This window comes from Pseudomonas sp. R43(2017), from assembly GCF_002112345.1.
In the GTDB taxonomy this organism is placed as follows: domain Bacteria; phylum Pseudomonadota; class Gammaproteobacteria; order Pseudomonadales; family Pseudomonadaceae; genus Aquipseudomonas; species Aquipseudomonas kribbensis.
The window spans coordinates 727,079-750,856 of record NZ_NEHJ01000001.1; the positions used below are offsets into that span (position 1 = coordinate 727,079).

A 23,778-nucleotide genomic window follows, 5' to 3' on the forward strand; every position below is an offset into this window, starting at 1 on the left:
AATCACGCAGCCTGTTCAATCAGCAAACCTTCCGCCTCCAGAATATCGGCGGCATGCGCCAGAGCCTCGTCGACCAAGACGTCAGCAGCCTTGCCGATATCCTTCCGCCACCGGCGTCGAGTCGACTCCGGGGTGCCGTCGTTGTCCCAGGTGTTCATGTCGTAGAAGCTGTCCTTCAGCACGATCATGTCGGCCGATCGGGACTCGTCTCTCTTCGCCTTGGCCTGGCCTGCCGCTAGAGCCGCCTTCACCACTGCTTCGCGACGCCACTCCGGTGCATCGAGCGGGATCTCGACGGATACAGACGTGGCCACCTTCGGCCGCGCCCCCTTCAGCTGCGGGATAGCCCAGGCAGTGGTCGCCTTGAACAGGAACAGCTTCGGGGCTGGGGTGTTGATGAGAGTCTGCAAAGCAGAGATGGCCTGCACCTTTCGTCCCTTGTGGGTGCTGTACTTCGCCACCAGCGCGTCCCAGTGCTTTGGCTCGAGCGCACTGTGCAGCCGGGCAGACACCCAGCAGTCCACCTGCGTGCGGTCGATGGTGTCAGCGCCACGGGAACGAACCAGTGTCGCCAGATCGCCGCCCTCCTCTTCGTCGGCAGAGTTGTACAGCTTCTGCCATGCCTGTTTGCTGGTGTTGTCGATGGCCTCAGCCGCGAGGGCGGAGACAACTGCGTTCAGAACGCCTGGATAGATCATGCTACAGCCCTCTTAAGTTCGCGGGTCTTGGCCCGGTATTCGGCCTTGATGGTTTTGATTTCTTCGACGGTGTACTTGCGGGGCTCATGAGGCCCTTCGATCCAGGCCACCTTGTCGGCGCCGATGCGCTGCACCAACCGGATCCGGTACTCGACCGCATTGCCGGACAGGTTGCGGTTGCACTTCACGCACTGCCGGTGGATGTTCAGCGGCTCGAACCGCAGCTCCGGGCAGGCACCGACAGATCGGTAGTGGCCAGCGTCCCAGCGGCTGCCTGTCATGAGGTCGTGGTCGTTCGGCATCGAGTCGCAGCTGATGCACGGCAGATGCGCGTCACGCAGACGGACGTACTCGTTCACGGCGGCCTGAGCTTCGCGAAGGTGGTCAGCCCTGGTCTTCAATTTCTCTTTGCGGACTTTGATTTCACGTCGATCACGCTGGTCGATGGCCTTCTTCGCCTTCTGCTCATTCCGGGGCGCGTCTTTCAGCGCGCAGGCTGGACTGCACACTGCCTGACCCAAACGCTGAGGGACGAATGAGGCCCCGCAGGAGGCAACGCGGCACTTCTTCGGCTTGGGCGCCTTCTTTTCCTTGATGGCTACGCGCATCAATAGCGCCCTCCCCATTTGTCCTGCTCAGTCCAGCGCACGCCATGCTCGGCGCCGAAGGCGTGCATCAGCTCGAACAGATCGCTGAACCACTTTTGGGACTGCTTGCGGGTGGACACGGCCATCACCACAAAACCGCCGTCGAGGCCGGGCTCCGCGCGCTGCTTCTCCAGCGAGGCACTGAAAAGGCACTTCCAGTCCTCGCTGGTGAGCTTCTTGCCGTGCCAGATCACTTGCTCGGAAACGTCCTTGAGCATTGCCCACATCTTCCGGTTGCAGACGTCCGGGCGTTTCTCGTCTCGGATTACCACCACCTTCGGTTTGGTCAGATCAATGGCGTGCAAGACGCCGGCAAGGCGGTTGATGTCTCGCTGATCGCGGATCGTGTATTCGGGATTCATGGCTGCACCGCCTCGGCCAGGGCTGCACCGAGCTGGATGTCGAACTCGGTGTCGAATTCGTCTGCGAGCACGTCATCTTGCTTCAGGGCTGCAGCTCGCATGCGGCGATATCGCGCAGCATCCTCCCGCAGCGCCTCGACCTGCTCCTGGAGCTGGCCGGCAGCGCGCTGCAATGCCTCAACCTGCCCGCGCAGCGCAGCATTCTCCGCGTTGACGTGGCTGAACTGCGTGGCGATGTGTTCTTCCAGCGACACCTGGTCACGCTGCCAGTCGAGCTCGTCGTGGTAGTAGCCGAATCGCTCGCAGAGGCTGCGGTGGAAGTTTTTAAAGCCGGCCTCAGCCTGCTTTTTCTGTTCATTGGTATCGGTCATTGAGCCGCACTCCTTGCTTTCAATTGTTCGGCCTGCTGAATGAGCAGTGCCCGGCGATCGGCCAGCTCGTTGGCTGCCAGAATTCGCAGTTCTGTTTTTTTCTCCGACGAGGCTTTGCGCATGGCGAGCATCGAGTTCTTCACCGCAGCGAGCTTTTCGCGCAGTTTTGGCGTAGGCCTCGCAACTTCGCCGGTGAGCAGCGCAACGACAGCCCTACCGTCTTCAGTGACCGGCGCGACACTCAAGTCGGCCAGGTACTGCTGGGCGCGCTCCTGTGGGATGCGCTGCATTTGCACGGCCTTGGTGATCGCCTGTGTGCGGCGGTTGGCGTCGAAGCCGACAGAGACATGCCAGTTCACATTCTTGTTGTCTTCTCGGGCCTGTCCCACCAGCCGTTCGTAGGCGCTGTTGAACGCCATCCGGGCGCCGACCTTGTCGCCGGCGTCGAGGACAGGCTTTGCAGCGGCCAGCGCAAGCTGGATTTCGTCGGTCAGCACCACGGTTTCGAACTCGTCGTTCGTGGTCATTGCGATCGCCCATGCCTCGTCCTTGCCCGGGCGCCCGTCAGCGGCCTGTACCCGTTGGAGAATGTCGGCCATCGCCAGCTTGCCCTTCACCTCGAAGCGGCAGGCCTTTAGGGCAGCCTTCACGGTCGGCACCGAATATGCGCAGAGGTCTTCAGCCATCATCGCCGCGGTGCCTGGGTTCATTTCCTGACCCATGGCCTCGGCGGTGGCGCAGATCGCTGCAGCGAGCCCGGCAACCTGCTGATCGTTCATTTCAAAGGTACTCATTGCGCTCTCCCCCTTGGCGCTTGGCCAAGACCATTTGCGCGGCCTGCTCGGCGGCGGAGACGTTTGCCTCGGTACGCTCCATCTGGCGGGCGGTGGTTCCGTTGATGCGCTGACCGGTTACCCACTGGGTGTGGTAGCTCTCGGCATTCGCCAGCAGCTCGTTGAGGCTGTGGCACTTGCGCAGGACGCCGGCGTCGCTGGTCTTCAGGTAATGAGCGGCGACGTGATGGGCAACATCGGCGCCGAGCCGGTCGACCAGCTGGCCGAGCTGGCCGCCGACCTTGGCGTTCCACACCGGCCAAGTGCTGTAGCGTTTGCGGTAGGCCATGGCGTAGTTCGCCCAGACCTTGAAGGTTTTGCAGGACTGGTCTTTCGGTCCCGGCATGTCAGCGGGAATCTCAACCCGTGGAGCGTCGGTGCGATCAACCACCAGCACCAGGTTGCGGGCCGGCTTGCCGGAGCCGCTCTGCAAGTCCTGACTGGTTTCCTGATTGGTATCCTGATGATTGGTATCCTGATTTGTCGGAGATTTATCCGACCCTTCCTCGGATTTTTCTCCGACCTTGCTCGGATTTTTCTCCGAGGTAGATCGGATTTTTTTCCGACCTTTGCTTGCTGGCGGGGTCGGATATTTTTCCGACCCATCGAGCTTCTGGTTCCACTCGATGGCCTTCGCAGTCAGGCGAAACAGCGTGATATTCGAAGTGCTGGAAAGCTCAATCAAACCAGCTTCTTCCAGGGCCTTCAGCATGCGATAGGCAGTGTCCGGCTTGTCAGTGAGCAGCGGCAGCTCCTCAGTGATCTTGGCCTTGCTCAGCGCGAAGAAGATCCCGTCGTCGGTTTTGATTGGCCTGGTCCAACTGGGGCAGCCGTAGACGAAGGCAAAAAGCAGGGCCTGTTGCGAATTCAACCCCCATTCCAGCGCCTTCACCTGATTGATCGTAACGGTGAACTGCATGTCAGGCTCCCGCCAGCTTGCGAAAATCAATGACCTTCACGCCTTTCCAGCTATTGCAACTGGCGCAGAGGGTCTGGAGGTTTTCTAAAGTTGCCTCGCCGCCCAAACTCTCTGGATACACATGATCCGCGCGCAGATTCCGGTGCTCACCGCAGCGCAAGCAGCGATACAGGTCGCGCTCGAATACTTGAGTCTTGAGGGACTGGCCGATTACTGCCTTTTTTGGCTTGGGTGCTGGCTCGTTCGGCCAAGTCAGCCAGACTCCGCCGTGCCGCTTATTGAAGGCGTTTGCAATCCGCTCTGCGCACTCTCCGCACACGGCGGCGCCAGGAACTTCAAGCGAATAGCAGTACATGGCGTTACGAGCTTCCTGGCTGGAGTCGCCGCAAACTGGGCAGGAGATAGCTGGAACCATGCTCATGCTGCACCGCGCAGTGCTTTGTCGTGGGTGAACAGTCCGTCCCAGGTCTTCTTCATGGGCAGCTTGCCAGCCAGGTACAGGTCGTACAGGCGCGCGGCGCCTTTCTTGAGCAGGACTGGCGTGAAGGAAACGAACGGCTCTTTGCCGTGGGGAGTGACTTCGTGCTGGTGCTCGGTCATGTACTTGTCGCGGGCGTAGGACGCCACACGGAAGCGCAGGCCGGATTTGCTCTCGTTGTAGAGCCAGCTCCGGCCCTCGAGGTATTTCCCCACCTGCATGACGTTGACCCCATTGAGGCCCTTGCAGAATTGGGTATGGGTCATCCCTTCCTTGAACAGGTTCTCCATGGAGTGGATTTTGGAGGCCTGGGCTTCGACCTGGATCGTCAGCTGCAGGCGTTGCTGCTCAGCCTCAAAGGCGAGCTGAATCAGATCCATTCGGGACAGCTCGCGTGGTTGGGCGATCTGCCCTTCCAGCTCCTGCCAACGATCCACCAGTGCGGCGGTGAACTCCGGGCTGAGCTGGGCAACCACGACGAAGCTGTCGCGCTTGCAGATCCGGTATTGCTCGACTGTTTGTTTGAGGTGATTTTTAACTTCCACCAATGGTGGAAGTTGAATTACACCCTTTTCCGCCAAGCGCTCGATCGTGCGCTTCACGCTATCGTGGCGAGCGCTGACCAGTTCGGCGATCTCTTGAGAAGACATGGTGGTACGCGACACGTTTTCAGAATTCGAAAAACGTGTCGCGACACTGTTGGAGGTATTGCTTGAATTGGGTTGGCTCTGCATAATCGGGCCTCTCTAGTTTACGAATCAGCCGACCTCGACCGTCGGCTTTTTTGTGCCTGTCAGCTGGGGTCATCTCCTGTAATAGTGGGAAGCGAGTGACCCATTTCTGAGCTTCTTGAGTTTCAGCATGCGAAATCTTTCAGGCGGCTTTTACCGACTGCTTGAAAACTTCCAGGCTGACGATCACTTCCTCAGCTTCCTTAAGCAGGCTCGTTTTCTCGACCGAGCAGACGCGTCCATCAGCCTGTGCGTCGAACGCAAGCCGGGTAACGTCGGCAAGATCGGCGTGTAGCCGCAGAAGTGCGGCATTGAGATTGATGCCTTCCGGCTTTTCCTTCGGAACCAGGTCGAAACCGAACGCCTCCGCCCAAGCTTTGAGCGGACGGAAGTCCTGGGTGAACTTCATGATCCGGTGCAGCTCTTCCACGTTCATGCGGTGGGTGTCGTAGTCCGGATTCGCCTTCTGGGAAAGCAGCGTCCGCGATTTGAAGTCCGCGCCTTCGGCGATTTTCTTGGTGCCGTGGTCGTCAACCACGTCGTAGATCGCCTTCATCAACTCCTGCATGTCACACCTCGAAAACTGTTACGTGGCTTTGCGCCACCAGCGGCGCGATCATTTGCTTATCGAATGATCAAGGACGTATCCGTGACCGACTCATCAGAACTGCAAGGCGAAATAGCCGCCCTTTGTTGTTTTGCGGGTGCTCTTGCCTCCACCCTGCCCTTGTCTTCTCAGCTCAGGCTTTGGCCCGCGTTTGAATCCTTGGCTAATCAGTCGAGAGTCAAACTCGATCGACATGCCTTGAGTGGATTTGAGCGGGCAGCGCTCTGACTCAGGGCAAGGCATGGTTAAGCAGCGCTCTTTTGCGACGGAAAAGGGCGCTGCTCCAGCGCTGAGAGACTTCCGTCGTCCTCAAGAGTCACCGATACGTCTCGCCCGACGCGGATTGCCTTGCTCAGCGCACCCTGGGTGCAACCAAGCATTTGCGCAGCCTTGGTGTGGCCGTGCTCTTTGGCGAATTCAGAAAGTGGGATACGGCGCATGGCGACGTCCTCAATATGGTTGCTCGTCGCAAGTATGACCGGCGGTATTGTGCCGAGTCAATACCGCCGATATTGGCATCGTTAATACCGTGGGTAATAAGATCACCGCATGAAAAAAGACTCCCGACGGCTTCCGCTATCCGAATGGCAGCTGCAAGACAGCGCGCGCTTGAAATCCATATTTCAAGCGAAACGTGGGGAGCTGAAGCTCACCCAAGAAAAACTCGCATCCGAGCTAGGAGATGGGGTAACCCAAGGCGCTGTGAGTCATTTTATGAATGGCCGAACGGCGCTGAGCGTGAACGCGGCGGTAGTTTTTGCTAGGGCGCTGCAGGTGCCGGTATCTGATATCAGCCCAACCCTTTCGGCTCAAATCGAGAAAATGACATCTGCCCTCCCGGACCGACGTCCTATGGCATCTGATCATGCGATTGATACCCGCATCCCTCCGAGAGGTTTCGAGCTGAAGGACGACCCGAGCTACACAGGTGTCCTGCAGCTCACAGCCCAGGGATCGGCCGGCACCGGCGAAGACAATACCCACGTCGAAATTCGCGGCGTCATGGCGTTCAAATCTTCCTGGCTGCGCGCCAACAATCTCAACCAGCGTCATCTCGATGTGATCTACGCGAACGGCCACAGCATGGAGCCGACCATCAACGACGGCGACGTGCTTCTAGTGGATGAGTCGAAGATCGAACCGAAAGACGGCCAGATCTTCGCCATGCAGAGCACCACCAAGGGCACAATCGTGAAGCGCCTAGTGAAGTCGGATATCGAGGGTTGGATCATCCGGAGCGACAATTCGGATAAGGCGCGCTACGGCGACGAGATTTTGCGGGATGGCGAAATAAACGAAGTTCGTATCATCGGGCGCGTCGTGTGGCGGGGCGGAATGCTGTAGGAGGCCCTATGCCCCCCCCCACCAAGCCCAACCATGGCTATAAGCGCGATGTGACGAGTATGGTGGCCAAGGATTCAGCACGCCAATGGCTCGTCCCATCTAAAACCGCAAATCTTTCGCGGCGCGCCTCAAGCTGCCGCTGTGTAGGGCAACAGATTCACAGAAAATGACACGGAGGTTTCATGAAAAACATCATCGCGATGCTTTCGCTATCCATATTGGCTGGATGCGCCTATCAAAAGTCTCAATATGTACTCGATGTCGAAAACGCACCGCCACCGGCTACTGCCGAAGCAAAGTCCGCTGAGTGCGCTCACATTTACAGCGAGATAGATAGAAACAACAGCGCCATGGCCAAGAGCTATCAAGACGGTACATTCTCAATGAAAAATCAAGATGAGAAAGACGCTAGGAACGAAGCGCTGTCCATTCGATCTTTCAAAATAGGCTGCCCTCGACGATAACTCTTGCTCGCCAGCCGGAAATCCCAGGAATAGTCATGGCCCTCACTAAACCCAACCAGCAGCTGCGCCGTGATCTGAAAGAGGCTGCTGCCCTTCTCAAATGGTCAGGCATAGATCTGATGCAGGCTGCCGTACGACTGTCCGAAGCTGGGCAGGAAGGCGATGCCAAAGAGCTGCTGAGGATTGCTGCCGGGTTCCAAGAAGCGGAGGACAAGCTGGCGGGTTATGCTGAAGAGGTGAAGACCGGCAGAATAACCCGGGACACGGAAAGGCACGGATGAAGTCGTGGAGAAGCCTAGGTTTTTGGGGCAAGGTCTGGGCCCTTGTTTGGTTAGCTTTCTTGGTGCTGACCGCCAGCGAGTCGGGCGCGAGCTGGATGGGTGAAGGCTCGCCAGGCCGTAAGCGTGTTTTCAGTCCTGGCTTTCTCGTGCTGTGCGTTTTTGTGGCGGTAGTGGAGCTGGTACTGCTCAACCATTTCTACGGTGCACAACCGGTATGAAGATGGAAAAGCGGGAAAAGCTTTGCGGCATGCGTGGTCCCGCAAGGTACAGGGGGATCAAGTAAACAAAGCAAGTACTCGCCCCGAGGAATATTTTTTGGAATAATTTGACTGAGTTTTTGTAGTTGCTCTATGATTCTCTCAAGCCTTAGAGAGAATCCCCGCATGAGCGCCCACTTATCCGACTCCCAAATCAGCAATCTGATCAAACCCTACGAACAGGTCATCGCGGAAGCCGTACTCAAAGGCTGGAAGCAATGGCTTGAGGTGCCAAATCGAGCTCAGTTCTATAACAGAACTCGGGCGAACGTTGTTTGGGACTATACCGTTGGCGCTCTCGAAGAGGCGCTTGACCCGCTTCCTGGCATCCACGTCAACAGAGCTGGAAACACCTGTATTTTCATGATTGGTCAGCAATTAGCCTTTCGCTTCAAAAAAGGCGACGAAAAGGGGTTTAGCAGCAATTACCCGACACCTATGGCTCTTGCCTTCCATGACCCGGAACAGCAGGTTCTGGGGATTCCAGAGGCTGTAAAGACCGAAATCATTTACATCCTCAACAAACTTGAAACCGAGATTTTTCAGGTCCGCATGGTCCGCAGGGATGGGGAGTCGGTAGTTTGGTCTCATCCAATCTATGAGCGACCAATTGCAACTGTTGAAGCCATCCCGGTCGGATTGCCCGCAGTGCCATCAAAGGATACGCAGACAGCCCAGCCCGCGAAAAGGCGCCGAGCAATTGTCAAGAAAGAGCTGGCACCAGTTAAACCTACTGAATTCAAACCATCCCGGCCGTCGTCATGACCAACACATTTAACCCTGAGATGCTTCAGCTGGCCCGGCAGTTTCGCGGTTTCAGCCAAAGCGCTCTATCCAAATCCATGAATATCACACAAGGCTATCTATCAAAAATTGAAAATGGATTGATGGAGCCTGCCGAGGAGATGGTAGAAGCTTTCTGCAAGGGACTTTCATTTCCTAGAGAGTATTTTTTTAATCAGGATCGGGTGTATGGGCTGCCGGTTAGCGTTCATGCTTATCGCAAAAAGGCTACTGTCCCGCAGAAGACGCTTGATGCCATCCAGGCTGAAATGAATCTCCGCGTCATGCACTACAGAAAACTTCTTAAATCCGTCGAGCTCGCAAAGGATTATGAGCTCCCTTATCTAGACATCGACCAGTACAATGGCGATACCGATGAGATTGCGTTCTTGGTCAGAAGGTCGTGGATGATCCCTGACGGACCGATCAAAAATCTCGCCGATTTCGTGGAGCGTGCCGGCGTTTTGATATTTGTTTGCGATTTCCCTGCTGGAAAGATTGACGGTGTAACCCTTGCCATTAATGGGATGCCACCTTGTATTTTTCTGAGCAAAAACCAATCCGCAGATAGAATGAGATTTTCACTTGCTCATGAGCTCGGACATTTAGTGATGCATCGTCAACCCAGCCCTACAATGGAGGACGAGGCGAACAAATTCGCAGCCGCATTACTGATGCCAGAAAAAGATATTTTCTACCAGTTGAAGAATATCAGCATCCAGTCGCTGGCCGCGCTGAAACCTGTATGGAGAGTATCTATGGGCGCCTTGCTCTATCGGGCGGGCACGATCGGCGCAATTACAAAGTCCCAGAGTGATTATATGTGGAGACAAATTGGCGGCCTCGGTTATCGACTGAGAGAGCCCGCCGAACTGGATTTTCCGCATGAGAAGACTCATCTGACTTCAGAAATCTTGGAGCTACACTTGGATGATTTGGGGTACTCGCTTGAAGATCTAATGAACATCCTTGGATTGGTGCCTGAAGACTTTGGCAATTTGTATAATTTCAAGCAAAAACCACGCCTTAGCATCGTAAAATAAGCGCTCCAGCCCGGCCCAGCGCCGGGCTTTTTCGTTCCGCCCTTCCCTCCCAATTGCGTCACTCAACCCCCTCTAGTGGGTACACCCACTTTCGGAGATGGAGGAATGGCGCAGCAGTCCATGAATCGCATGCAAAAACTTTCACGGCGGCTATGCTTAGAATTCCTCATGACTTGATAGCCCGCCTCCCCCTTGGCGGGCTTTTTTTGTTCGCGATTATGTGTTCTGCAAGGAGGTTAGCCAGGCATCCGTGCAGACTGCATGCCCTCACCTCGCCATCAGCTCTTCGAGGTGATTGAAATTATTGAGTCTTTTGCTGTCGGGCCTTTGGCACAGAAGATGCCCTTACTACTGGGAGAACGTGAACCGCAGCCGGAGAGCTGCTGACGAAAACCTGTGATAGTTGAGGCATACAAAAATGAACGCTATTGACCTTCTCAAAGCCGACCACGAAAAAGTAAAAGGCATCCTGAGCCAACTGAGCGAGTCCACCGATCGCGCGTTGAAAAAGCGCGTCGACCTGCTCGATAAGCTGGAGATGGAGATCACCATCCACACGCAGCTCGAGGAGCAAATCCTCTACCCCGCTTTCAAAGAAGCTGGCGGTAAAGAGCAGGACGAGATGTACTACGAGGCTAAGGAAGAGCACCGCACCGTGGATTCCCTGGTGTTGCCCGATCTGAAAAGCACTGACCCTTCAACTCCAGAGTTCGCCGGCCGGGTGAAAGTCGTCAAAGAGTTGCTGGAGCATCATATCGAGGAAGAGGAAACTGAAATGTTTCCCATGGCCAAAAAGCTGCTGGGCAAGGCGAAACTCGATGAGCTGGGTCAGCAAATGGAAGTAATGAAAACTTCGCTGAAAAAAAGTCTAGCTAACGGCGACATGGCGGCCTGAAGTGAACTCAGCCAAACGTTGACCTTGGAGCCCGGCCCATTGCCGGGCTTCTTGTTTCTTCCCTCCCCGATCTGAATCCGTAGCCCGCCACTGAGCGGGCTTTCTATTGTCTTTTAAAAATACATGACCGGCGGTATTGACCACATAAAATACCGGAGGTATTGTTCATCCATCGCAGCGACACACAACCACTGCGAAGGGCCTCAAGAGACCCGCCGCTCTTTAACAGTCAGGAATCTTCGCGGATCGATCCCCGGAAACGGGCATAGCGCGAAACACAAACTTCGATCCCCATGCAGGCTCTGGAACCTGCCGTACTCCCCATATGGGAGTACGCCAAACCATGCAAGCCAACCGGCGAAGAACACCGAACACGAAATGTGTGACGCCGGCCAGGTGGGGAAACCGAGGCGCCGCGCATGGAATGGAAAACAGATTTCACTGGCTGGCCTTGGCGACAGGGCCAGACGGGAAATCAACCGGAGGAACACAGCATGACCACGATCATCAAGGACACCTTCACCAGCGGTGCACAGGTGAGCATGGAAATGGATAAGGACAAAGGTGAGCTGTTCGTCTTTCATTGCCCGGCCGGACAAGGCTGCAATGTCAGCAAATGGCCTCTGGACAGCTACCACATGCCGATCGCAATGGCGCATTACACAGAGTGCTGCGAGGCTGAGACTGCTTGAACAACCAGCGCCACGAAAGCCTGTCGTTAACTACCCGATCCTCTCTATGAGAGCGCATCGGGGTGTGATCTGAGGCCAAGCCTCGGGCAGCGGGTGTGCCAACCGGTCGCCTACAGGGCTACCCCTTCCGCCGAATGCCGGTTGAGCCCCGGCCAGATCGCACCCTGATGCGGAGGAAACTGCGGTCTATAGCCGCCAACATGCATCAGGTATGAATCACTGCAAAGTGAACAAGCGAGACAATTACTTCGCAGTAATGAATCCACCGCAGACGCTGTCCAGCAAACTCTGGCCGCCTTTGGAATTGAAGAATTCAATCGACTGCTTTACCTCCATTTCGTACATAGGGTTCGTAGCAACCTCACGAATATGTTTCGCCATATCGTCTGATATGTCCGCTTTCTGCTCTGTCAGAAATTTTTCTAAAGTGATGCCTGCTTCTGGATGCTTTTTTGCGCAAGCCTGGGTGGATGCGACAGCTACAACCGCAGTGTTGTGATCCGTGACAGCGTCACTGACGGCCGAAGCTGGAACGGCATAGGCGAAGGAAACCATTGCGAGGGCCATACCAGTGCGAACTTTACTTAGGAACATTTAGATCTCCAGATCTCAAGCATTTGGCATTAATGCGAAGACATATCGGCCAAGCTCGCTGGTTCCTTGAGCAACTTAGCCGCCCCCTCCTCCAACACCACCCGAATGCACTCCCCTCCGCGCCCAACGGCAACCAGCGGAGCGGATGAGTGCATCCGAGTTTTGTTGAATCAACACCCCGCCCCCTTGGAGACGACCATGTCAGCTCTACGCAAGCTCATCCCGGAAGACGACTTTCTCGATACGGAGGCTGGTCAGGAATGGCTGGCCGAGTCGGTCGACGATCTGCTGTGCCGGCGCCATATCGAAGCGCCGAATCCGGTGGGCAGAAGCAAGGTCTTGGTCAACGCTGATCACCTGCCGGAAGCGCTTGCGGATCACATGGCTGCGAACCCAGATCCAGACCGGTACATCGAGAAAATCTTGATTGAGCTGGTCCGGCGCGGCGACGGTGGGATCTTGCACACCTGGGCCGTCGAAGCCGTCGGCGGTGACCCGCTGATCGTTCGAGCGTTGGCCAGCGACCTGGTCGCCGTGCACGCCAACGAGTACCGAGATGCAAAGCGCGAAAGCGATCGCGTCGAGCAGGAGTGTGGGTTTTGAGCCCGCACATCTTGATCGACAAAGCACTTGATGGCGTTAACGCCAGCTTCGCCCATGAAGAAACAGGTCTGTTGGTGCAGCAGCTGATCACCAGCCTCTTCACCGGCGGCGCCATCACCATCGCCGAATTCAACCACTACTGCGAGCGGCTGCGTGACGCCTGTCAGCGCCGCAAGGAGGCTGCATGACCACGCCAATCGTGACAACGCTGGTTGATGAGCAACTGGCCGACATCGAACGCAAGATCGCCATCCTCGGCTTCGGCTTGCCCTTCAACGAGGTGATCGGCCGCAAACGCGAAGATCTGGTGCAGGATCTGCCGCAGCGCTTGTCGGTGACCATGAAAGGCGGCCGCATCGCCGCGAGGGTACGGTCATGAATCTCTTCTACTGGGCGCTCGTCGTCATCCTTGTTGCCAGTGCAGGCGCTTACAAAGTCATCACCAGTGACTCTGGTGTGTGCCAAGTACCGCAGCCAACCACCTACCGGGTGTTCCGGTGAACTCCCGGCAGCTGGCCCGCCGCATTCTGATCCGGCGCGGATCATTCTCCGCCATCGGCGTCTTCACCTTCCTGATGCTGCTCAGCGCCCTCGCTGACCGCATCACTCAATAAACCAAGCATTCAATCGCTGCGCTGGGCGCGGCAAGGATCTCCCGTGAGCGCAGTAATGAAGCAGGACGACCAGCTTCCCGTGATGTCGGAGGCCGCACTCGTTGAAGTGCTGAGCAGCAGCCTCTATCCGGGCGCGGAAAAGAACTCGGTGGTGATGGTTCTGGCGTACTGCCAGGCCGCGCACCTGGACCCAATGCTGAAGCCCGTGCACATCGTGCCGATCTGGAACGCCAAAGCGAAAAAGATGCAGGACACCGTGATGCCAGGCATTGGCCTGTATCGCATTCAGGCTGCGCGCACCGGGCAATACGCTGGAATCAGCGACCCTGAATACGGGCCACCGATCACCGCCAAGCTGGGCGGCGTCGATGTCACGTATCCGGAGTGGTGCCGGGTGACAGTGAAACGCCAGATGTCGAACGGCCTTGTCGCTGAGTTCACTGCCAATGAGCGGTGGCTTGAAAACTACGCCACGGCCAGCAAGGACACCATTGCCCCGAACTCCATGTGGAAACGCCGCGCCTTCGCGCAGCTCGCCAAATGCGCCGAGGCTCAGGCCTTGCGCAAGGCCTTCCCCGAGGTTGGATCGGCGCCGACTGCTGACGAGATGGAAGGAAAAATCTTCGATGAGGCGCCGCGTGATGTGAGTCCGCAACGGCAGCCAGAACCTGAGCCAGAAGCCCTTCCACCCTACCCCGATGATCTTCTTACGGAAAACATCGAAAAGTGGCGGCCGCTCATCGACGCAGGCAGAACCAATCCGGAACACATCATCGTCAACGTGAGCAGCAAATACACGTTACGCGACGACCAGATCGAAACCATCCATAACCTCAAAGCCATCGACGGAGACGCAGCATGAAAATTCACAACGTAGCTCAAGGCTCCGCCGAGTGGCACGCACTCCGTGCCCAGCACTTCACCGCCTCCGAGGCGCCAGCGATGATGGGCGCCTCGAAGTACCAAACCCGTTCCGAACTGCTGACAATGAAGAAAACCGGCATTGCACCGGAAGTCACCCAGTCTCAGCAGTACATCTTCGATAAAGGACATGCCACTGAAGCGCTGGCCCGGCCGCTGGTTGAAGTAATGATCGGCGAAGAGCTTTATCCCGTGGTCGGCACCGACGGCAACCTGCTGGCCTCCATGGACGGCGCGACGATGCTCGGCGAGACCCTGTTCGAGCACAAGCTCTGGAATGAATCGTTGGCTGCCCAGGTGCGTGCGGAAAATCTTGATCCGCACTACTACTGGCAGCTCGAGCAGCAACTGCTGGTGAGCGGCGCCGAGCGTGTGATTTTCGTTTGCTCCGACGGCACCGCCGAAAACTTCGTACACATGGAATACCGACCTGTTGCCGGCCGCGCCGCGCAGCTTGTTGAAGGCTGGAAACAGTTCGAGGCCGATCTGGCCAACTTCGAAATGGCCGAGGCGCCTTCGATAGTCGTCGGAAAGGCCCCGGACGAGCTGCCAGCGCTGCGGATCGAGCTGACCGGCATGGTTACCGCGAGCAACCTGAAAGTGTTCGAGGAATCGGCGCTGGCGGTAATCGACTCGGTAAAAACCGAGCTTGTTACAGACCAGGACTTCGCCGACGCCAAGAAGGCAGTGAAATGGTGCGGCGACGTCGAAAGCGCGGTGGCCACGGCCAAAAAGCAAGCACTATCGCAGACCCAAACCATTGATGAGCTGTTTGCTTCGCTGGATCGCATCAGCGGGCACGCCCGCGAAACGCGCCTCAAGGTCGACAAGCTGGTGAAGGCTCAGGAGCTGCTGGTGAAGGCCAACATCAAGCAGAAGGCCGAGAACTCGTTGGCTGATCACGTTGCAGCCATCAACAAGACTCTGGGCCGAGTCATTCTTCCCGCGGTGGAAGCTGACTTCGCTGGGGTCATGAAGAACAAGCGCACGATTGCAAGCCTACAGGACGCCGTGGATACCGAGCTGGCCCGGGCGAAAATCGCCGCCAGCCAGACCGCCGACGGCATTCGGCTGAACCTGCGCAGCCTCGCCGAACTGGCCGCCGATTACGCTTTCCTGTTCAACGATATTCAGCAACTGGTGATGAAGGCGAACGACGACCTGGTCGCGTTGATCAAGGTGCGCATCTCTGAGCATCAGAAGGCCGAGGAGCAGAAAGCCGAAGCGCAGCGGGAGGAGATCCGCCAGCAGGAGCTGCAGCGAATCGAAGCTGAGGCAAAGGCCAAGGCTCCGGTCGAAGAGACACCGATTGCCAGCCCGGCACCGATGAAAGCTGCGGCGCCGGTTCAGCCCGCCTCGAAACCATCAGCTGCAACCGCGACGCCGGTGAACCTGCAGGCAGAAGTGTTCGATCTGGAAGCATTGATCCATGCCGTCGCTGTTGGCCAGGCCCCAATTTCGGTGCTGACCGTGGATTGGGAAAAGCTTGATGCTCTGGTGGCCGCTCAAGGCGCCAAATTCAGCATGGCCGGCGTGAGGCTGGTGAAGGTGGCAGCATGATCAGTCTCAACCTCAACGCGGTTCTGGCCAAACAGGCAGAGTCGGATGAGATCTCCGCGGCGGTTGCAGATTTCTGGGCGCGTCCCGGCGCCAACTATCAGGAGCTGCCAACCGTCCGGATGAAACCAAAACCTCCGCGCTCGAAAAAAATCGACCCTGAAACGGTCCTCAAGCGGCGCCCGAAGCCGATATCGGCCGCCGACCGCAAGGCGCTGCGTAAGATGGCGGACTCGCTATGAAATCGAAACGCAAACCCAACAACGGTTTCGCCCGGGCCGAGCGCAGTTGCCGGGCGCTGCTCAGCACCAACCACGTCGCGGTGGTGAACATCGATCCGAGCGGCAGCCAGATCATGGTGAACTGGAAGAACTGCCGGCAGATCCGCAGTCTGGCGATCGCCAACGCCCTGTTCGACTTCTCCTACCACTGGACCATCTACATCGCCGCGATGTGCCGCGACGAGCTGGGCACCGAGTACCTGAAGTCCACGGAGATTTCGCCGCAGGGTATGTACAAGGTCGAGCGCTTGACTGATGCGATCGAGCATTACTACCTGGAGCTGCGTAACGGCTGCAACCCGAACCACATTCTTGCATCGGGCTGGATCGCCATCCCGGCCGAGATCACGCTGGAAGAGGCACAGGCCGCAAAGCTGTTCTACGCCGCCGGCGCCTGGCATCAGGTGAAGGTCGCAGCGTGAGACGAATCACAAACCGGGCGGCCACGCGCCGCCGCCAGACCTGGCTGGACTTGCCGGCCAGCGGAATTGAAGAGGTAGGCCATGGCCAAGAGCAACGCGGAGCGCTCAGAGAAAGCCGCGGCGAAGAGGAAGAGCCGCGGCGAAGTAGAGGTTCGGTTCCACACCCTGCTCGCTACGCGCCAAGCCCTTGCTGAACTAATGGCGTGGAGCGGCATCGAGGAACCGGGCGAGGCGATCACCCTGATGATTCACCACCTGCACGGCCTTGGGCCGGGCGGCGCCCTTCCCCTGCTCACGCCGCCGCGGCACGAATACGTGATACCAGAATACGTGTCGCGCAAGCTGAAGATCGCCCACGACCGCGAAGCACTTCGAGTTGGTCAGGACGAGTAGCCGATCGGAAGCTCGTCACCGAACCCCCAGACGAGAGTTCCGATAACCACCAGCGAGGTCGATAGCTTAACGAACCGAGCGATCTGCGGGCCGTACTTGCCTCTCGCGATTCCGAATGAATTCCCCGCGAACGATTCATCGTTGAAGACGTCCGCCATGTCCCTGGCTTTCAGTCCTGCCAAAAATGAGAGGCCCGACATTATCGCCCCGCTCCTTGCGATCCACATGCTGGGCTTGTCCAGCCCGTAGCAAAGTGCAATCGCGACAATGGGAGCAGCGATCGCAAGCAAGGCGTAGACGATAAATGGCGTCCTCGCCTTGATCACTGCTGCTTCATAAGGGCATGGCTCGGCGGTTTCCATACAGTCTCTCGCTCAGATTGAGCAACACAAATACCCCACTTCTACGAATCACGCCAGCCGGCGAGGATCCCCTATGCCACCTTCTCACCAGATCTTGGTCGGCGATTGCATTGAAATGATGCGCACCCTTCCAGACAACAGCGTCGACAGCGTTGTGACAGACCCACCCTACGGCCTGTCCTTCATGGGCAAAAAGTGGGATTACGACGTGCCGACGGTTGAGGTTTGGGCGGAATGCCTGCGTGTACTCAAGCCGGGCGGCCACCTTCTGGCGTTCGCCGGCACCCGCACTCAGCACCGGATGGCAGCGCGCATTGAGGATGCCGGGTTTGAGATCCGCGACATGATCGCCTGGGTGTATGGATCGGGATTCCCGAAGTCGCACAACCTCGAAGGCGAGCACGAAGGCTGGGGTACGGCACTGAAGCCGGCTCTGGAGCCAATTACCGTCGCGCGCAAGCCGTTCGCCGGGACCGTCGCTGCAAACGTCAAAACCCACGGCACGGGCGCTTTGAACATTGACGGGTGCCGCGTGCGCGCCATCGACGCCGAGGCCCTGGCGAAGAACTGGAGCAGACTGACAACAGTTGATATGCGCGGCGGGAACTACGTCGGAGGCAAGTCAGGAACGCTGCCTCGCACCTCGGAGGCTTCTGATCTCGGCCGGTGGCCGGCAAACCTGATTCACGACGGGAGCCCGGATGTCATCGCCGCATTCCCCGATGCGCCCGGGCAACTCGCAGCCGCCAGCACCAGCGATACGCAGCGGGCCGGGCAGAACTGCTACGGAAACATGAAGCGCGGTCGGGGTGCCGAGGCGAGCGCAGACAGCGCGAACTCAGGTGTCGTCGGATTTCAGATGAAGCCCGGGGCACGCCGGCTTGACAGCGGGAGCGCCGCCCGCTTTTTCTACTGCGCGAAGACCAGCCGCACGGACCGCCACGAAGGCCTGCTGAACCCTGGCCCCCAGTTCCAAAAAGGAACCACGCTGCGCAAGGTCGAAATCACGGAGACGAAGGGAAACAACCACCCAACGGTCAAGCCGACCGACCTGATGGCCTATCTGCTGCGCCTGGTGACCCCGGCCGGCGGCGTGGCGCTCGATCCATTCATGGGCAGCGGCAGCACCGGCAAAGCAGCAATGCGCGAAGGCTTTCAGTTCATCGGCTGCGAGATCGACGAGCAGTACGCAGCGATTGCCCGAGCGCGAATCGAACACGAAATAACCCGCCAGCAAGACCAGCAAGCAGAATCCGATCAGCTCGATTTGTTCGGCACCGCCTGACCTCACCACCCTCCACCGCCCGGGCATGCCCCGGCATAGGACGCACATGCCCACTGCAATCGATTTGTTCGCCGGACTCGGCGGATGGTCAACCGGTGCCCGTGACGCAGGCATCGAAGTTATCTGGGCGGCCAACCACTGGCCGGTCGCCGTCGAATGGCACAGCGCCAACCACCCAGAAGCGATTCATGTCTGCCAGGACTTGCACCAGGCGGATTGGTCAAAAGTCCCGGCCCACGACATCATGTTGGCCTCACCTTGCTGCCAGGGCCACTCGAAAGCGCGAGGCAAGAAGTCAGGCAACGCTCAGCACGATGCCTCGCGGTCAACCGCGTGGGCCGTGGTTTCCGCCGCCGAGTTCCATCGCCCCGAAGTGGTTCTGGTCGAGAACGTCGAAGAGTTCACCGATTGGGCGCTTTATCCAGCCTGGTCTCAGGCCATGGCCGCGCTGGGCTACATGATCGCGCCCCATGTTGTGGATTGCGCAGACCTCGGCGTGCCTCAGCACCGCGTCCGGCTGTTCCTGGTCTGCACGCGCAGTAAGTCGCCACTGATGCTTGAACTGCACCGCCGCCAGCACGTTCCAGCCGCCAGCTTCCTTGAGTTCGACGCCGGTCGCTGGTCACCAATCGAGAAGCCAGGGCGCGCGCAAGCCACGTTGGACCGGGTCAGAAATGGCCGGGAGCGCTTCGGTGACCAGTTCATCATGCCCTACTACGGCAAAGGCTCCGGGCTCACCGGCCGGGACATCAACCGCCCAATCGGAACCATCACTACGCTAGACCGGTGGGCACTGGTTCGCGGTGACGAGATGCGAATGCTATCGGCGGATGAGGCGCTCGCAGCCATGTCGTTCCCTGCCACTACCAAGCGCCCGGATAACCACCGCCTGACCATGCACATGGCCGGCAACGCGGTGCCCCCGCTTGCTGGGCAGCGAATCATTGAAGCATTGGAAGCAGCCGCGTAGTTCAAATTTCTTAGTTACGAAATCCAGAGCGCAATTCTTTAACTAAATCACGGAGTTTCTCAAGAAGAGATATGCATTCACGTTCAACTTTTGTGAAATTCTCGCGAATTAATGGCTCATCTACTTTCTCATCTTGAAATGCCAAGTCTAACATTTCATCTTTGTAGTTCATCACCAACCCAAATAGCTCAGTCGTGAGGAGAGTTAGCTCCCGAAACTTCGCCTCATCGACGAAAAGCTCGCACTCATCTATTGCTGCTGAACATTCACGATCTGCAGCACTCCACTCTTCGCGTGATGCCTTTAATGTGTCATTTAAAAAATCAGACTCTGTAGCATTCCGCCGGGTCCTATGCAGTCCATGCATCATGGAATAGCGCATAAACTTTGGGGCTATTCCCAAGCCATCTACAGCGGCTTTAAGCCTAGCAAGAGAATCAAATTTCTTGCCGTGTCTGAACTCAGACTTCCATACAGTAAGGGCATGTACCGCAACCGCTGCAGCAAAAATTGTTGAGATTGCCGCCGCAACCTCCAGAGCGCTCTTTACCGCCGTACCCGACCCACTTTGCAGATTGATCGCAATACCAAAAATCGCACCGAACGCGACCAGTAAAACACATCCCAAAACTATCACTCGATCCATACCATGCTCCCAACGTCGGGACGCGAATATACTCGCCGAGGTATCCCTATGCCCACAGAAAGCATCCGCTCGATCGTCACTGACTTACTCGTCGGAATGATCAGCGCCGTCACCAGCGCAACGCCGCCCGCCAACCAGCCGCTCCCGCAGTTCATTCAGTCGCCGATTGATCGTGCAGTTGACCGGATCAAGGCCGTGGTTGCTCCCGGCGTCACCCTTGCTGCCACCCGCGCCAACCGTCTGTACCTGGCCGGCCCCATGTCCGGCTTCGAAGACTTCAACTTCCCCGCCTTCAACAAGATGGCCGCCGATCTGCGCGCCCGAGGCTACGTCGTTGAGAATCCGGCAGAGCACGGCGTCGTCGATGGCGTGGACTGGGCCGACTACATGGCCTACGACCTGACACGGCTGGGCCTGTGCGGTCAAGTCGCGGTGCTGCCCGGCTGGGAGAACTCGAAAGGCGCCCGGCTCGAAGTTCACATTGCCCGCGAGCTCGGCATGCCGGTCGTGAACGCCCATGATCTGGTATCGATGGAGATTGCAGGATGAGCGAGGTAATTCGTTACGACCTGGACAGGGATACCGACGAATCATGCGCTGACATGGTTCCGGTCGACGGCGGGCGGTATGTTGAATCGAACGACTTCGACAGGGTCACCGCCGAGCGTGACGCCCTGCAGCAGCGCCTGAACGCAGCGGATCAGCGGATTGATGATTTCGCCGGCGGCGATTGTGAATGGAGCCAAGACGGCGAAAGCGGAATCTGGAAAACCGGCTGCGGCTCTACGTGGTCATTTTACGATGACGGTCCGGAAGAGAACGGCATGAACTTCTGCCATTCCTGCGGCAAGCACCTGGTGGCTGAGGTGGCTGAACAGGAACAGGATGAGGACTGGCGCATGCACCCGTGCAAGCAGGGTCATCGCGATGTCGGTGCGGCCGGCGGTGTGGCGGCGTGCAACCAGTGCGGCGAGAAGGTCGAAGCGGCAACCACGCAAGAAGCCTTCGAGCGCTGGAACGCGAGCCACCCGGTACCGCAGGCATGAAGCGCTTCGTTCGCCGCAAGCTCGAAGCCTGGCTGATCCTGCTGGCCGCGAAGATCCTGAGCGGCCGCAACGTGCAGCGATCCCCAGTTGTTTCCCGGCGCGACAACAACCAAATGTTTGAAATTGCCGGTGAGCTCGAAGAAATCGCCCAGCGCATCAGCACCAACTACCCGTAACTCCCTCCCCCTTCAAAGTCAGCCGCTATAGCGGCAAGGACGAAGTCATGTCTCAAGTTCCCCCAGATTTGGCCCGGATCTACAACGTGTTCGGTCTGAGCAGCAATCACTCCCTGTCGACCCTCCTCGCGAACGTCGAAGGGCTCAAGCGCAGTCATGACGAAGATCGCCCCCTTGCCGATCGATATCGGTTTCTCCGTGAGCCAAAAGCCAGCGCGCCCGTAACGCTCCCAGAAGAACAATGGATTGTCGTTGGCCTGGCCAGCCATGGGGACGTTCTGACCGGCACCGCGCTGGACAAGGCCATCGACAGCGCTATGAACTCCAAAAGCTACACCTTCGAGCCGGAGGGTGGGCCGCTGCTCTGCTACCAAGTCGGCGATCAAGACTGGGTTGCCGCTCAAAACCCGGAACAGGCTTTGGCAGTTCTGGCTGAGTACAACGGCGACTGGTTGCACGAACACTCGGACGATTACGACGTGGTTCTGGCTGGCGATTCGGAGCTCGACCAGCAGTGGCAGGACGAAGATGCACCCGGCACTCCAGCGGGATCTCTCCGGCAGTGGCTCGCTGAAGCCACGGAGCCTTGCTACCTGAACGGGGTGGAGTGACGCCATGATCCTCAAATGCATGGCCGGCTGCACCCTCTTCTTCTGGCTTCCATTGGCCCTGACCATAAAGGCGGTGATCGGATGATTATCGATGACGTAATGACGGACAAAATCACCCTGCACGGGCTCGGGTTCGTGCAGGTTCAACTCCAGGGCAATCAGCGCCTGCACGTTTGGCACCCTGAACTGCCACGCCGGGCCTGCTTCGAACACTCGGCGATCCACGACCACCGCTTCAACTTCACCTCGCGCGTCATCGTTGGCAAGCAAGTCAATCACTGCTTCGAGATCGTTCACCATGACGCCGGCGAGTACATGCTGTACCTGCACGAGGGCGCACGGACGGCTGGTGGCGGCCGGCCATGGACGCCTGACGGTCGCGCCGATCTCATTCCGGACGGCACGATCATCATCACCGCCGGCAACGACTACAACACCCTGGCGTACAAATATCACCGCACGGAGCCAGGCGGCGATGGCCGAGTGGCGACGATCATGGCCAAGCGCGGTGAGTACCCATCTGGCGCGCACTCCACCTGCCGCGTCGGCGTCGAGCCCGACACCGACTTCGACCGGTTCCAGTGGTCGCCCGCTCAACTCTGGGAGGTCGTCAGCGATGTGCTGCTCGGCCAGAAGGTGACGCCATGATCTTCGCCCCGCTCTACATGGCCTACCTTATCTACAAGGGGCCGTGGCGATGACACAGATGAGCGACATCTTTCCGGAAATGACGGTGGAGCAGGAAAAGGAATGGTTCGCCGAGCAACAAGAAGCGCACCATCTGGAGCTGGAGCGCGAGAAGATCGAAATCGCTCAACGAAAAGCCGTCGACCACTATATTCGGTGCCGCGACTGTGGTGCGTTCGTCCAGAAATGGCGATGGGTTCGGAAGGATCATCCCCAAGCAACCAGCCAAGGCTGGAGACCCTTGTGCGGCTCTTGCTTCGACAACTACGACAATTACCTATGAACCGGATGATCAGAGTCCCCACCGAGGAACTGACCGGCCCGGCGCTGGACTGGGCAATCAACGCGATCGAGGGTGAGCAGCAGCAGCCCGTGGCGGGACAGCTCGATCTCTTCGCCGTCCCGGACGCCGAGCAGCTGATCACGAAATACCGCGTCTGGGTCGATGTCGGCCACCGACACCCGTGGCTGGCCGATATGACCAACAACCCGTTCAACCGCCAGATCGGCGAAACCCGAGCCATCGCAGTGTTCCGCGCCGTTGTCTTCGCCAAGCGCGGCGCCACGGTCAACGTGCCCACCGAACTCGTTCAATAACCACGGAGGTACACCCATGGCTGAGATCTTCGAATTCCCGGCCAGCACCCGGCTGCACAACCGAAAGGTCGAGCAGAACCAGGCTCAACGCAAAAAGCTGGCCGACTGGTTCCGCACGATCGCCGCGCACATCGAAGGCAACGACTGCGAGCGAGAGCCATTGGCAGCAATGATTGTGCTGAGCAGCGTGACGGGTGACGAGGTTCTGCACACCGGTTACGCCGATCACGAACAAGTCGACCTGCGGCAAGCCGGCTTCGCGGCGCAGAAAATGGCAACGACCCCTTTCGTCAGGCGCGGCGGCAACTTTTTCGACCGTTACTGACCCCTCCTCCAACTCAACAGCCTGCCGGTGTACGGCGGGCGAGGAATCCTCATGGCTTTCATTATCCCAACAGCACTCAAGTGTCCGCAGTGCGGCTACACCGGGCACGCTCAGCTTCAGACCGCTCAGGCCAGTTATTGCCCACAGTGTTTCGATGAGTTTCTTCAAAAGAACGTGCCGCGCCTGGTGGTAGATCCTGATGGCAAGCCTTTCGATCCGAACAGTCAGGTAGTGAACCTGTAACCCATCACCACCTTCTGCCGCCAAGCGCGGCATGGAGTAT

The 23,778-nt window shown here is 58.1% G+C and carries 40 protein-coding genes; 27 read left to right on the forward strand and 13 right to left on the reverse strand.

Annotated features, from left to right (window positions below; genetic code table 11):
• Positions 1–2: 2 nt before the first annotated feature.
• The 10 genes from CAG02_RS03215 to CAG02_RS03260 form a co-directional block, all read right to left on the reverse strand.
• Positions 3–698: a hypothetical protein gene (locus CAG02_RS03215; RefSeq protein WP_085708294.1), complete on the reverse strand. Its 696-nt coding sequence runs from the start codon at positions 696–698 to the stop codon at positions 3–5.
• The gene (locus tag CAG02_RS03220; protein ID WP_085708295.1) at positions 695–1,306 is read right to left on the reverse strand and encodes a recombination protein NinG; all 612 of its coding nucleotides are present in this window, start codon (positions 1,304–1,306) and stop codon (positions 695–697) included. Before CAG02_RS03220 ends, CAG02_RS03215 begins: the two co-directional genes overlap by 4 nt.
• Positions 1,306–1,707 (reverse strand): recombination protein NinB, encoded by a 402-nt coding sequence (locus CAG02_RS03225; RefSeq protein WP_085708296.1) that lies wholly within the window; start codon positions 1,705–1,707, stop codon positions 1,306–1,308. Before CAG02_RS03225 ends, CAG02_RS03220 begins: the two co-directional genes overlap by 1 nt.
• Entirely contained in the window at positions 1,704–2,078 is a 375-nt protein-coding gene (locus CAG02_RS03230) for a hypothetical protein (protein ID WP_085708297.1), read from the reverse strand. The genes CAG02_RS03225 and CAG02_RS03230 overlap by 4 nt, the downstream gene beginning before the upstream one ends.
• Entirely contained in the window at positions 2,075–2,872 is a 798-nt protein-coding gene (locus tag CAG02_RS03235; RefSeq protein ID WP_085708298.1) for a hypothetical protein, read from the reverse strand. The genes CAG02_RS03230 and CAG02_RS03235 overlap by 4 nt, the downstream gene beginning before the upstream one ends.
• Positions 2,859–3,830, reverse strand: a complete 972-nt coding sequence (locus CAG02_RS03240) for a phage replication protein (protein WP_085708299.1) — start codon at positions 3,828–3,830, stop codon at positions 2,859–2,861. Before CAG02_RS03240 ends, CAG02_RS03235 begins: the two co-directional genes overlap by 14 nt.
• A 1-nt stretch (position 3,831) precedes the next feature.
• Positions 3,832–4,251, reverse strand: coding sequence for an HNH endonuclease (locus tag CAG02_RS03245; RefSeq protein WP_085708300.1), 420 nt, complete (start codon positions 4,249–4,251; stop codon positions 3,832–3,834).
• Positions 4,248–5,042 (reverse strand): Rha family transcriptional regulator, encoded by a 795-nt coding sequence (locus CAG02_RS03250; protein WP_085708301.1) that lies wholly within the window; start codon positions 5,040–5,042, stop codon positions 4,248–4,250. Before CAG02_RS03250 ends, CAG02_RS03245 begins: the two co-directional genes overlap by 4 nt.
• 139 nt (positions 5,043–5,181) lie before the next feature.
• A complete protein-coding gene (locus tag CAG02_RS03255) occupies positions 5,182–5,607 on the reverse strand; it encodes a phage regulatory CII family protein (protein ID WP_034152712.1) in 426 nt (141 codons plus the stop codon).
• 284 nt (positions 5,608–5,891) lie between these two features.
• Complete coding sequence (locus tag CAG02_RS03260) at positions 5,892–6,086, reverse strand: Cro/CI family transcriptional regulator (protein WP_085708302.1); 195 nt, start codon at positions 6,084–6,086, stop codon at positions 5,892–5,894.
• A 109-nt stretch (positions 6,087–6,195) separates the two neighbouring features.
• Between CAG02_RS03260 and CAG02_RS03265 the strand changes: the two genes are divergently transcribed.
• The 8 genes from CAG02_RS03265 (at position 6,196) to CAG02_RS03300 (ending at position 11,405) form a co-directional block, all read left to right on the forward strand.
• Complete coding sequence (locus tag CAG02_RS03265) at positions 6,196–6,990, forward strand: LexA family transcriptional regulator (RefSeq protein WP_085708303.1); 795 nt, start codon at positions 6,196–6,198, stop codon at positions 6,988–6,990.
• Between the two features lie 182 nt (positions 6,991–7,172).
• Positions 7,173–7,454 (forward strand): hypothetical protein, encoded by a 282-nt coding sequence (locus tag CAG02_RS03270; RefSeq protein WP_085708304.1) that lies wholly within the window; start codon positions 7,173–7,175, stop codon positions 7,452–7,454.
• A gap of 35 nt (positions 7,455–7,489) precedes the next feature.
• Entirely contained in the window at positions 7,490–7,735 is a 246-nt protein-coding gene (locus tag CAG02_RS03275; protein WP_085708305.1) for a hypothetical protein, read from the forward strand.
• On the forward strand, positions 7,732–7,953 hold the full coding sequence (locus tag CAG02_RS03280) for a hypothetical protein (RefSeq protein ID WP_085708306.1): 222 nt from the start codon (positions 7,732–7,734) through the stop codon (positions 7,951–7,953). The genes CAG02_RS03275 and CAG02_RS03280 overlap by 4 nt, the downstream gene beginning before the upstream one ends.
• Positions 7,954–8,118: 165 nt before the next feature.
• Complete coding sequence (locus CAG02_RS03285; protein ID WP_085708307.1) at positions 8,119–8,757, forward strand: hypothetical protein; 639 nt, start codon at positions 8,119–8,121, stop codon at positions 8,755–8,757.
• Positions 8,754–9,818, forward strand: coding sequence for an ImmA/IrrE family metallo-endopeptidase (locus CAG02_RS03290; RefSeq protein WP_085708308.1), 1,065 nt, complete (start codon positions 8,754–8,756; stop codon positions 9,816–9,818). The genes CAG02_RS03285 and CAG02_RS03290 overlap by 4 nt, the downstream gene beginning before the upstream one ends.
• A 418-nt stretch (positions 9,819–10,236) precedes the next feature.
• Positions 10,237–10,713: a hemerythrin domain-containing protein gene (locus tag CAG02_RS03295; protein WP_085708309.1), complete on the forward strand. Its 477-nt coding sequence runs from the start codon at positions 10,237–10,239 to the stop codon at positions 10,711–10,713.
• 494 nt (positions 10,714–11,207) lie between these two features.
• Complete coding sequence (locus CAG02_RS03300; RefSeq protein ID WP_085708310.1) at positions 11,208–11,405, forward strand: hypothetical protein; 198 nt, start codon at positions 11,208–11,210, stop codon at positions 11,403–11,405.
• A gap of 243 nt (positions 11,406–11,648) precedes the next feature.
• Here the strand turns inward: CAG02_RS03300 and CAG02_RS03305 are convergent, their stop codons facing one another.
• A complete protein-coding gene (locus CAG02_RS03305; RefSeq protein ID WP_085708311.1) occupies positions 11,649–11,999 on the reverse strand; it encodes a hypothetical protein in 351 nt (116 codons plus the stop codon).
• A 198-nt stretch (positions 12,000–12,197) separates the two neighbouring features.
• Between CAG02_RS03305 and CAG02_RS03310 the strand changes: the two genes are divergently transcribed.
• From CAG02_RS03310 to CAG02_RS03345, 8 genes are all read left to right on the forward strand, one after another.
• Positions 12,198–12,602 (forward strand): hypothetical protein, encoded by a 405-nt coding sequence (locus CAG02_RS03310; RefSeq protein ID WP_085708312.1) that lies wholly within the window; start codon positions 12,198–12,200, stop codon positions 12,600–12,602.
• Positions 12,590–12,790 (forward strand): hypothetical protein, encoded by a 201-nt coding sequence (locus CAG02_RS03315; RefSeq protein WP_371856479.1) that lies wholly within the window; start codon positions 12,590–12,592, stop codon positions 12,788–12,790. The genes CAG02_RS03310 and CAG02_RS03315 overlap by 13 nt, the downstream gene beginning before the upstream one ends.
• Positions 12,787–12,981 carry a hypothetical protein gene (locus tag CAG02_RS03320; RefSeq protein ID WP_085708314.1) on the forward strand — a complete coding sequence of 65 codons (195 nt, stop codon included), beginning with the start codon at positions 12,787–12,789 and terminating at the stop codon, positions 12,979–12,981. Before CAG02_RS03315 ends, CAG02_RS03320 begins: the two co-directional genes overlap by 4 nt.
• 290 nt (positions 12,982–13,271) lie before the next feature.
• Positions 13,272–14,078 carry a phage recombination protein Bet gene (bet, locus tag CAG02_RS03325; RefSeq protein WP_085708315.1) on the forward strand — a complete coding sequence of 269 codons (807 nt, stop codon included), beginning with the start codon at positions 13,272–13,274 and terminating at the stop codon, positions 14,076–14,078.
• Entirely contained in the window at positions 14,075–15,697 is a 1,623-nt protein-coding gene (locus tag CAG02_RS03330) for a YqaJ viral recombinase family protein (RefSeq protein ID WP_085708316.1), read from the forward strand. The genes bet and CAG02_RS03330 overlap by 4 nt, the downstream gene beginning before the upstream one ends.
• Positions 15,694–15,936 (forward strand): hypothetical protein, encoded by a 243-nt coding sequence (locus tag CAG02_RS03335; protein ID WP_085708317.1) that lies wholly within the window; start codon positions 15,694–15,696, stop codon positions 15,934–15,936. Before CAG02_RS03330 ends, CAG02_RS03335 begins: the two co-directional genes overlap by 4 nt.
• Positions 15,933–16,397: a hypothetical protein gene (locus tag CAG02_RS03340; protein WP_085708318.1), complete on the forward strand. Its 465-nt coding sequence runs from the start codon at positions 15,933–15,935 to the stop codon at positions 16,395–16,397. Before CAG02_RS03335 ends, CAG02_RS03340 begins: the two co-directional genes overlap by 4 nt.
• A gap of 81 nt (positions 16,398–16,478) precedes the next feature.
• On the forward strand, positions 16,479–16,790 hold the full coding sequence (locus CAG02_RS03345; RefSeq protein ID WP_085708319.1) for a hypothetical protein: 312 nt from the start codon (positions 16,479–16,481) through the stop codon (positions 16,788–16,790).
• On the opposite strand, the gene CAG02_RS03350 is transcribed toward CAG02_RS03345, so the two are convergent.
• The gene (locus CAG02_RS03350; RefSeq protein ID WP_085708320.1) at positions 16,778–17,152 is read right to left on the reverse strand and encodes a hypothetical protein; all 375 of its coding nucleotides are present in this window, start codon (positions 17,150–17,152) and stop codon (positions 16,778–16,780) included. The two genes, CAG02_RS03345 and CAG02_RS03350, sit on opposite strands and share 13 nt — an antisense overlap.
• A 73-nt stretch (positions 17,153–17,225) precedes the next feature.
• On the opposite strand from CAG02_RS03350, the gene CAG02_RS03355 reads away from it, so the two are divergent.
• Together CAG02_RS03355 and CAG02_RS03360 are read left to right on the forward strand one after the other, a co-directional pair.
• Positions 17,226–18,437, forward strand: a complete 1,212-nt coding sequence (locus CAG02_RS03355) for a site-specific DNA-methyltransferase (RefSeq protein ID WP_085708321.1) — start codon at positions 17,226–17,228, stop codon at positions 18,435–18,437.
• 46 nt (positions 18,438–18,483) lie between these two features.
• The gene (locus CAG02_RS03360) at positions 18,484–19,407 is read left to right on the forward strand and encodes a DNA cytosine methyltransferase (RefSeq protein WP_085708322.1); all 924 of its coding nucleotides are present in this window, start codon (positions 18,484–18,486) and stop codon (positions 19,405–19,407) included.
• Positions 19,408–19,417: 10 nt separating this feature from the next.
• Here the strand turns inward: CAG02_RS03360 and CAG02_RS03365 are convergent, their stop codons facing one another.
• On the reverse strand, positions 19,418–20,053 hold the full coding sequence (locus CAG02_RS03365; RefSeq protein ID WP_085708323.1) for a hypothetical protein: 636 nt from the start codon (positions 20,051–20,053) through the stop codon (positions 19,418–19,420).
• 48 nt (positions 20,054–20,101) lie between these two features.
• Here CAG02_RS03365 and CAG02_RS29955 point away from each other — a divergent pair, with 48 nt between their 5' ends.
• From CAG02_RS29955 to CAG02_RS03410, 9 genes are all read left to right on the forward strand, one after another.
• Positions 20,102–20,602 (forward strand): DUF4406 domain-containing protein, encoded by a 501-nt coding sequence (locus tag CAG02_RS29955; RefSeq protein WP_085708324.1) that lies wholly within the window; start codon positions 20,102–20,104, stop codon positions 20,600–20,602.
• Positions 20,599–21,099 (forward strand): hypothetical protein, encoded by a 501-nt coding sequence (locus tag CAG02_RS03375; RefSeq protein WP_085708325.1) that lies wholly within the window; start codon positions 20,599–20,601, stop codon positions 21,097–21,099. Before CAG02_RS29955 ends, CAG02_RS03375 begins: the two co-directional genes overlap by 4 nt.
• Positions 21,096–21,275 (forward strand): hypothetical protein, encoded by a 180-nt coding sequence (locus CAG02_RS03380; protein WP_085708326.1) that lies wholly within the window; start codon positions 21,096–21,098, stop codon positions 21,273–21,275. Before CAG02_RS03375 ends, CAG02_RS03380 begins: the two co-directional genes overlap by 4 nt.
• A 47-nt stretch (positions 21,276–21,322) precedes the next feature.
• Positions 21,323–21,886, forward strand: coding sequence for a hypothetical protein (locus CAG02_RS03385; protein WP_085708327.1), 564 nt, complete (start codon positions 21,323–21,325; stop codon positions 21,884–21,886).
• A gap of 81 nt (positions 21,887–21,967) precedes the next feature.
• Entirely contained in the window at positions 21,968–22,534 is a 567-nt protein-coding gene (locus CAG02_RS03390; RefSeq protein ID WP_085708328.1) for a hypothetical protein, read from the forward strand.
• Positions 22,535–22,592: 58 nt separating this feature from the next.
• Positions 22,593–22,856, forward strand: coding sequence for a hypothetical protein (locus tag CAG02_RS03395; RefSeq protein ID WP_139831822.1), 264 nt, complete (start codon positions 22,593–22,595; stop codon positions 22,854–22,856).
• Positions 22,853–23,170, forward strand: a complete 318-nt coding sequence (locus CAG02_RS03400) for a hypothetical protein (protein WP_085708330.1) — start codon at positions 22,853–22,855, stop codon at positions 23,168–23,170. The genes CAG02_RS03395 and CAG02_RS03400 overlap by 4 nt, the downstream gene beginning before the upstream one ends.
• Positions 23,171–23,186: 16 nt before the next feature.
• A complete protein-coding gene (locus CAG02_RS03405) occupies positions 23,187–23,495 on the forward strand; it encodes a hypothetical protein (protein WP_085708331.1) in 309 nt (102 codons plus the stop codon).
• Between the two features lie 51 nt (positions 23,496–23,546).
• Positions 23,547–23,738, forward strand: coding sequence for a hypothetical protein (locus CAG02_RS03410; RefSeq protein WP_085708332.1), 192 nt, complete (start codon positions 23,547–23,549; stop codon positions 23,736–23,738).
• Positions 23,739–23,778: the final 40 nt, after the last annotated feature.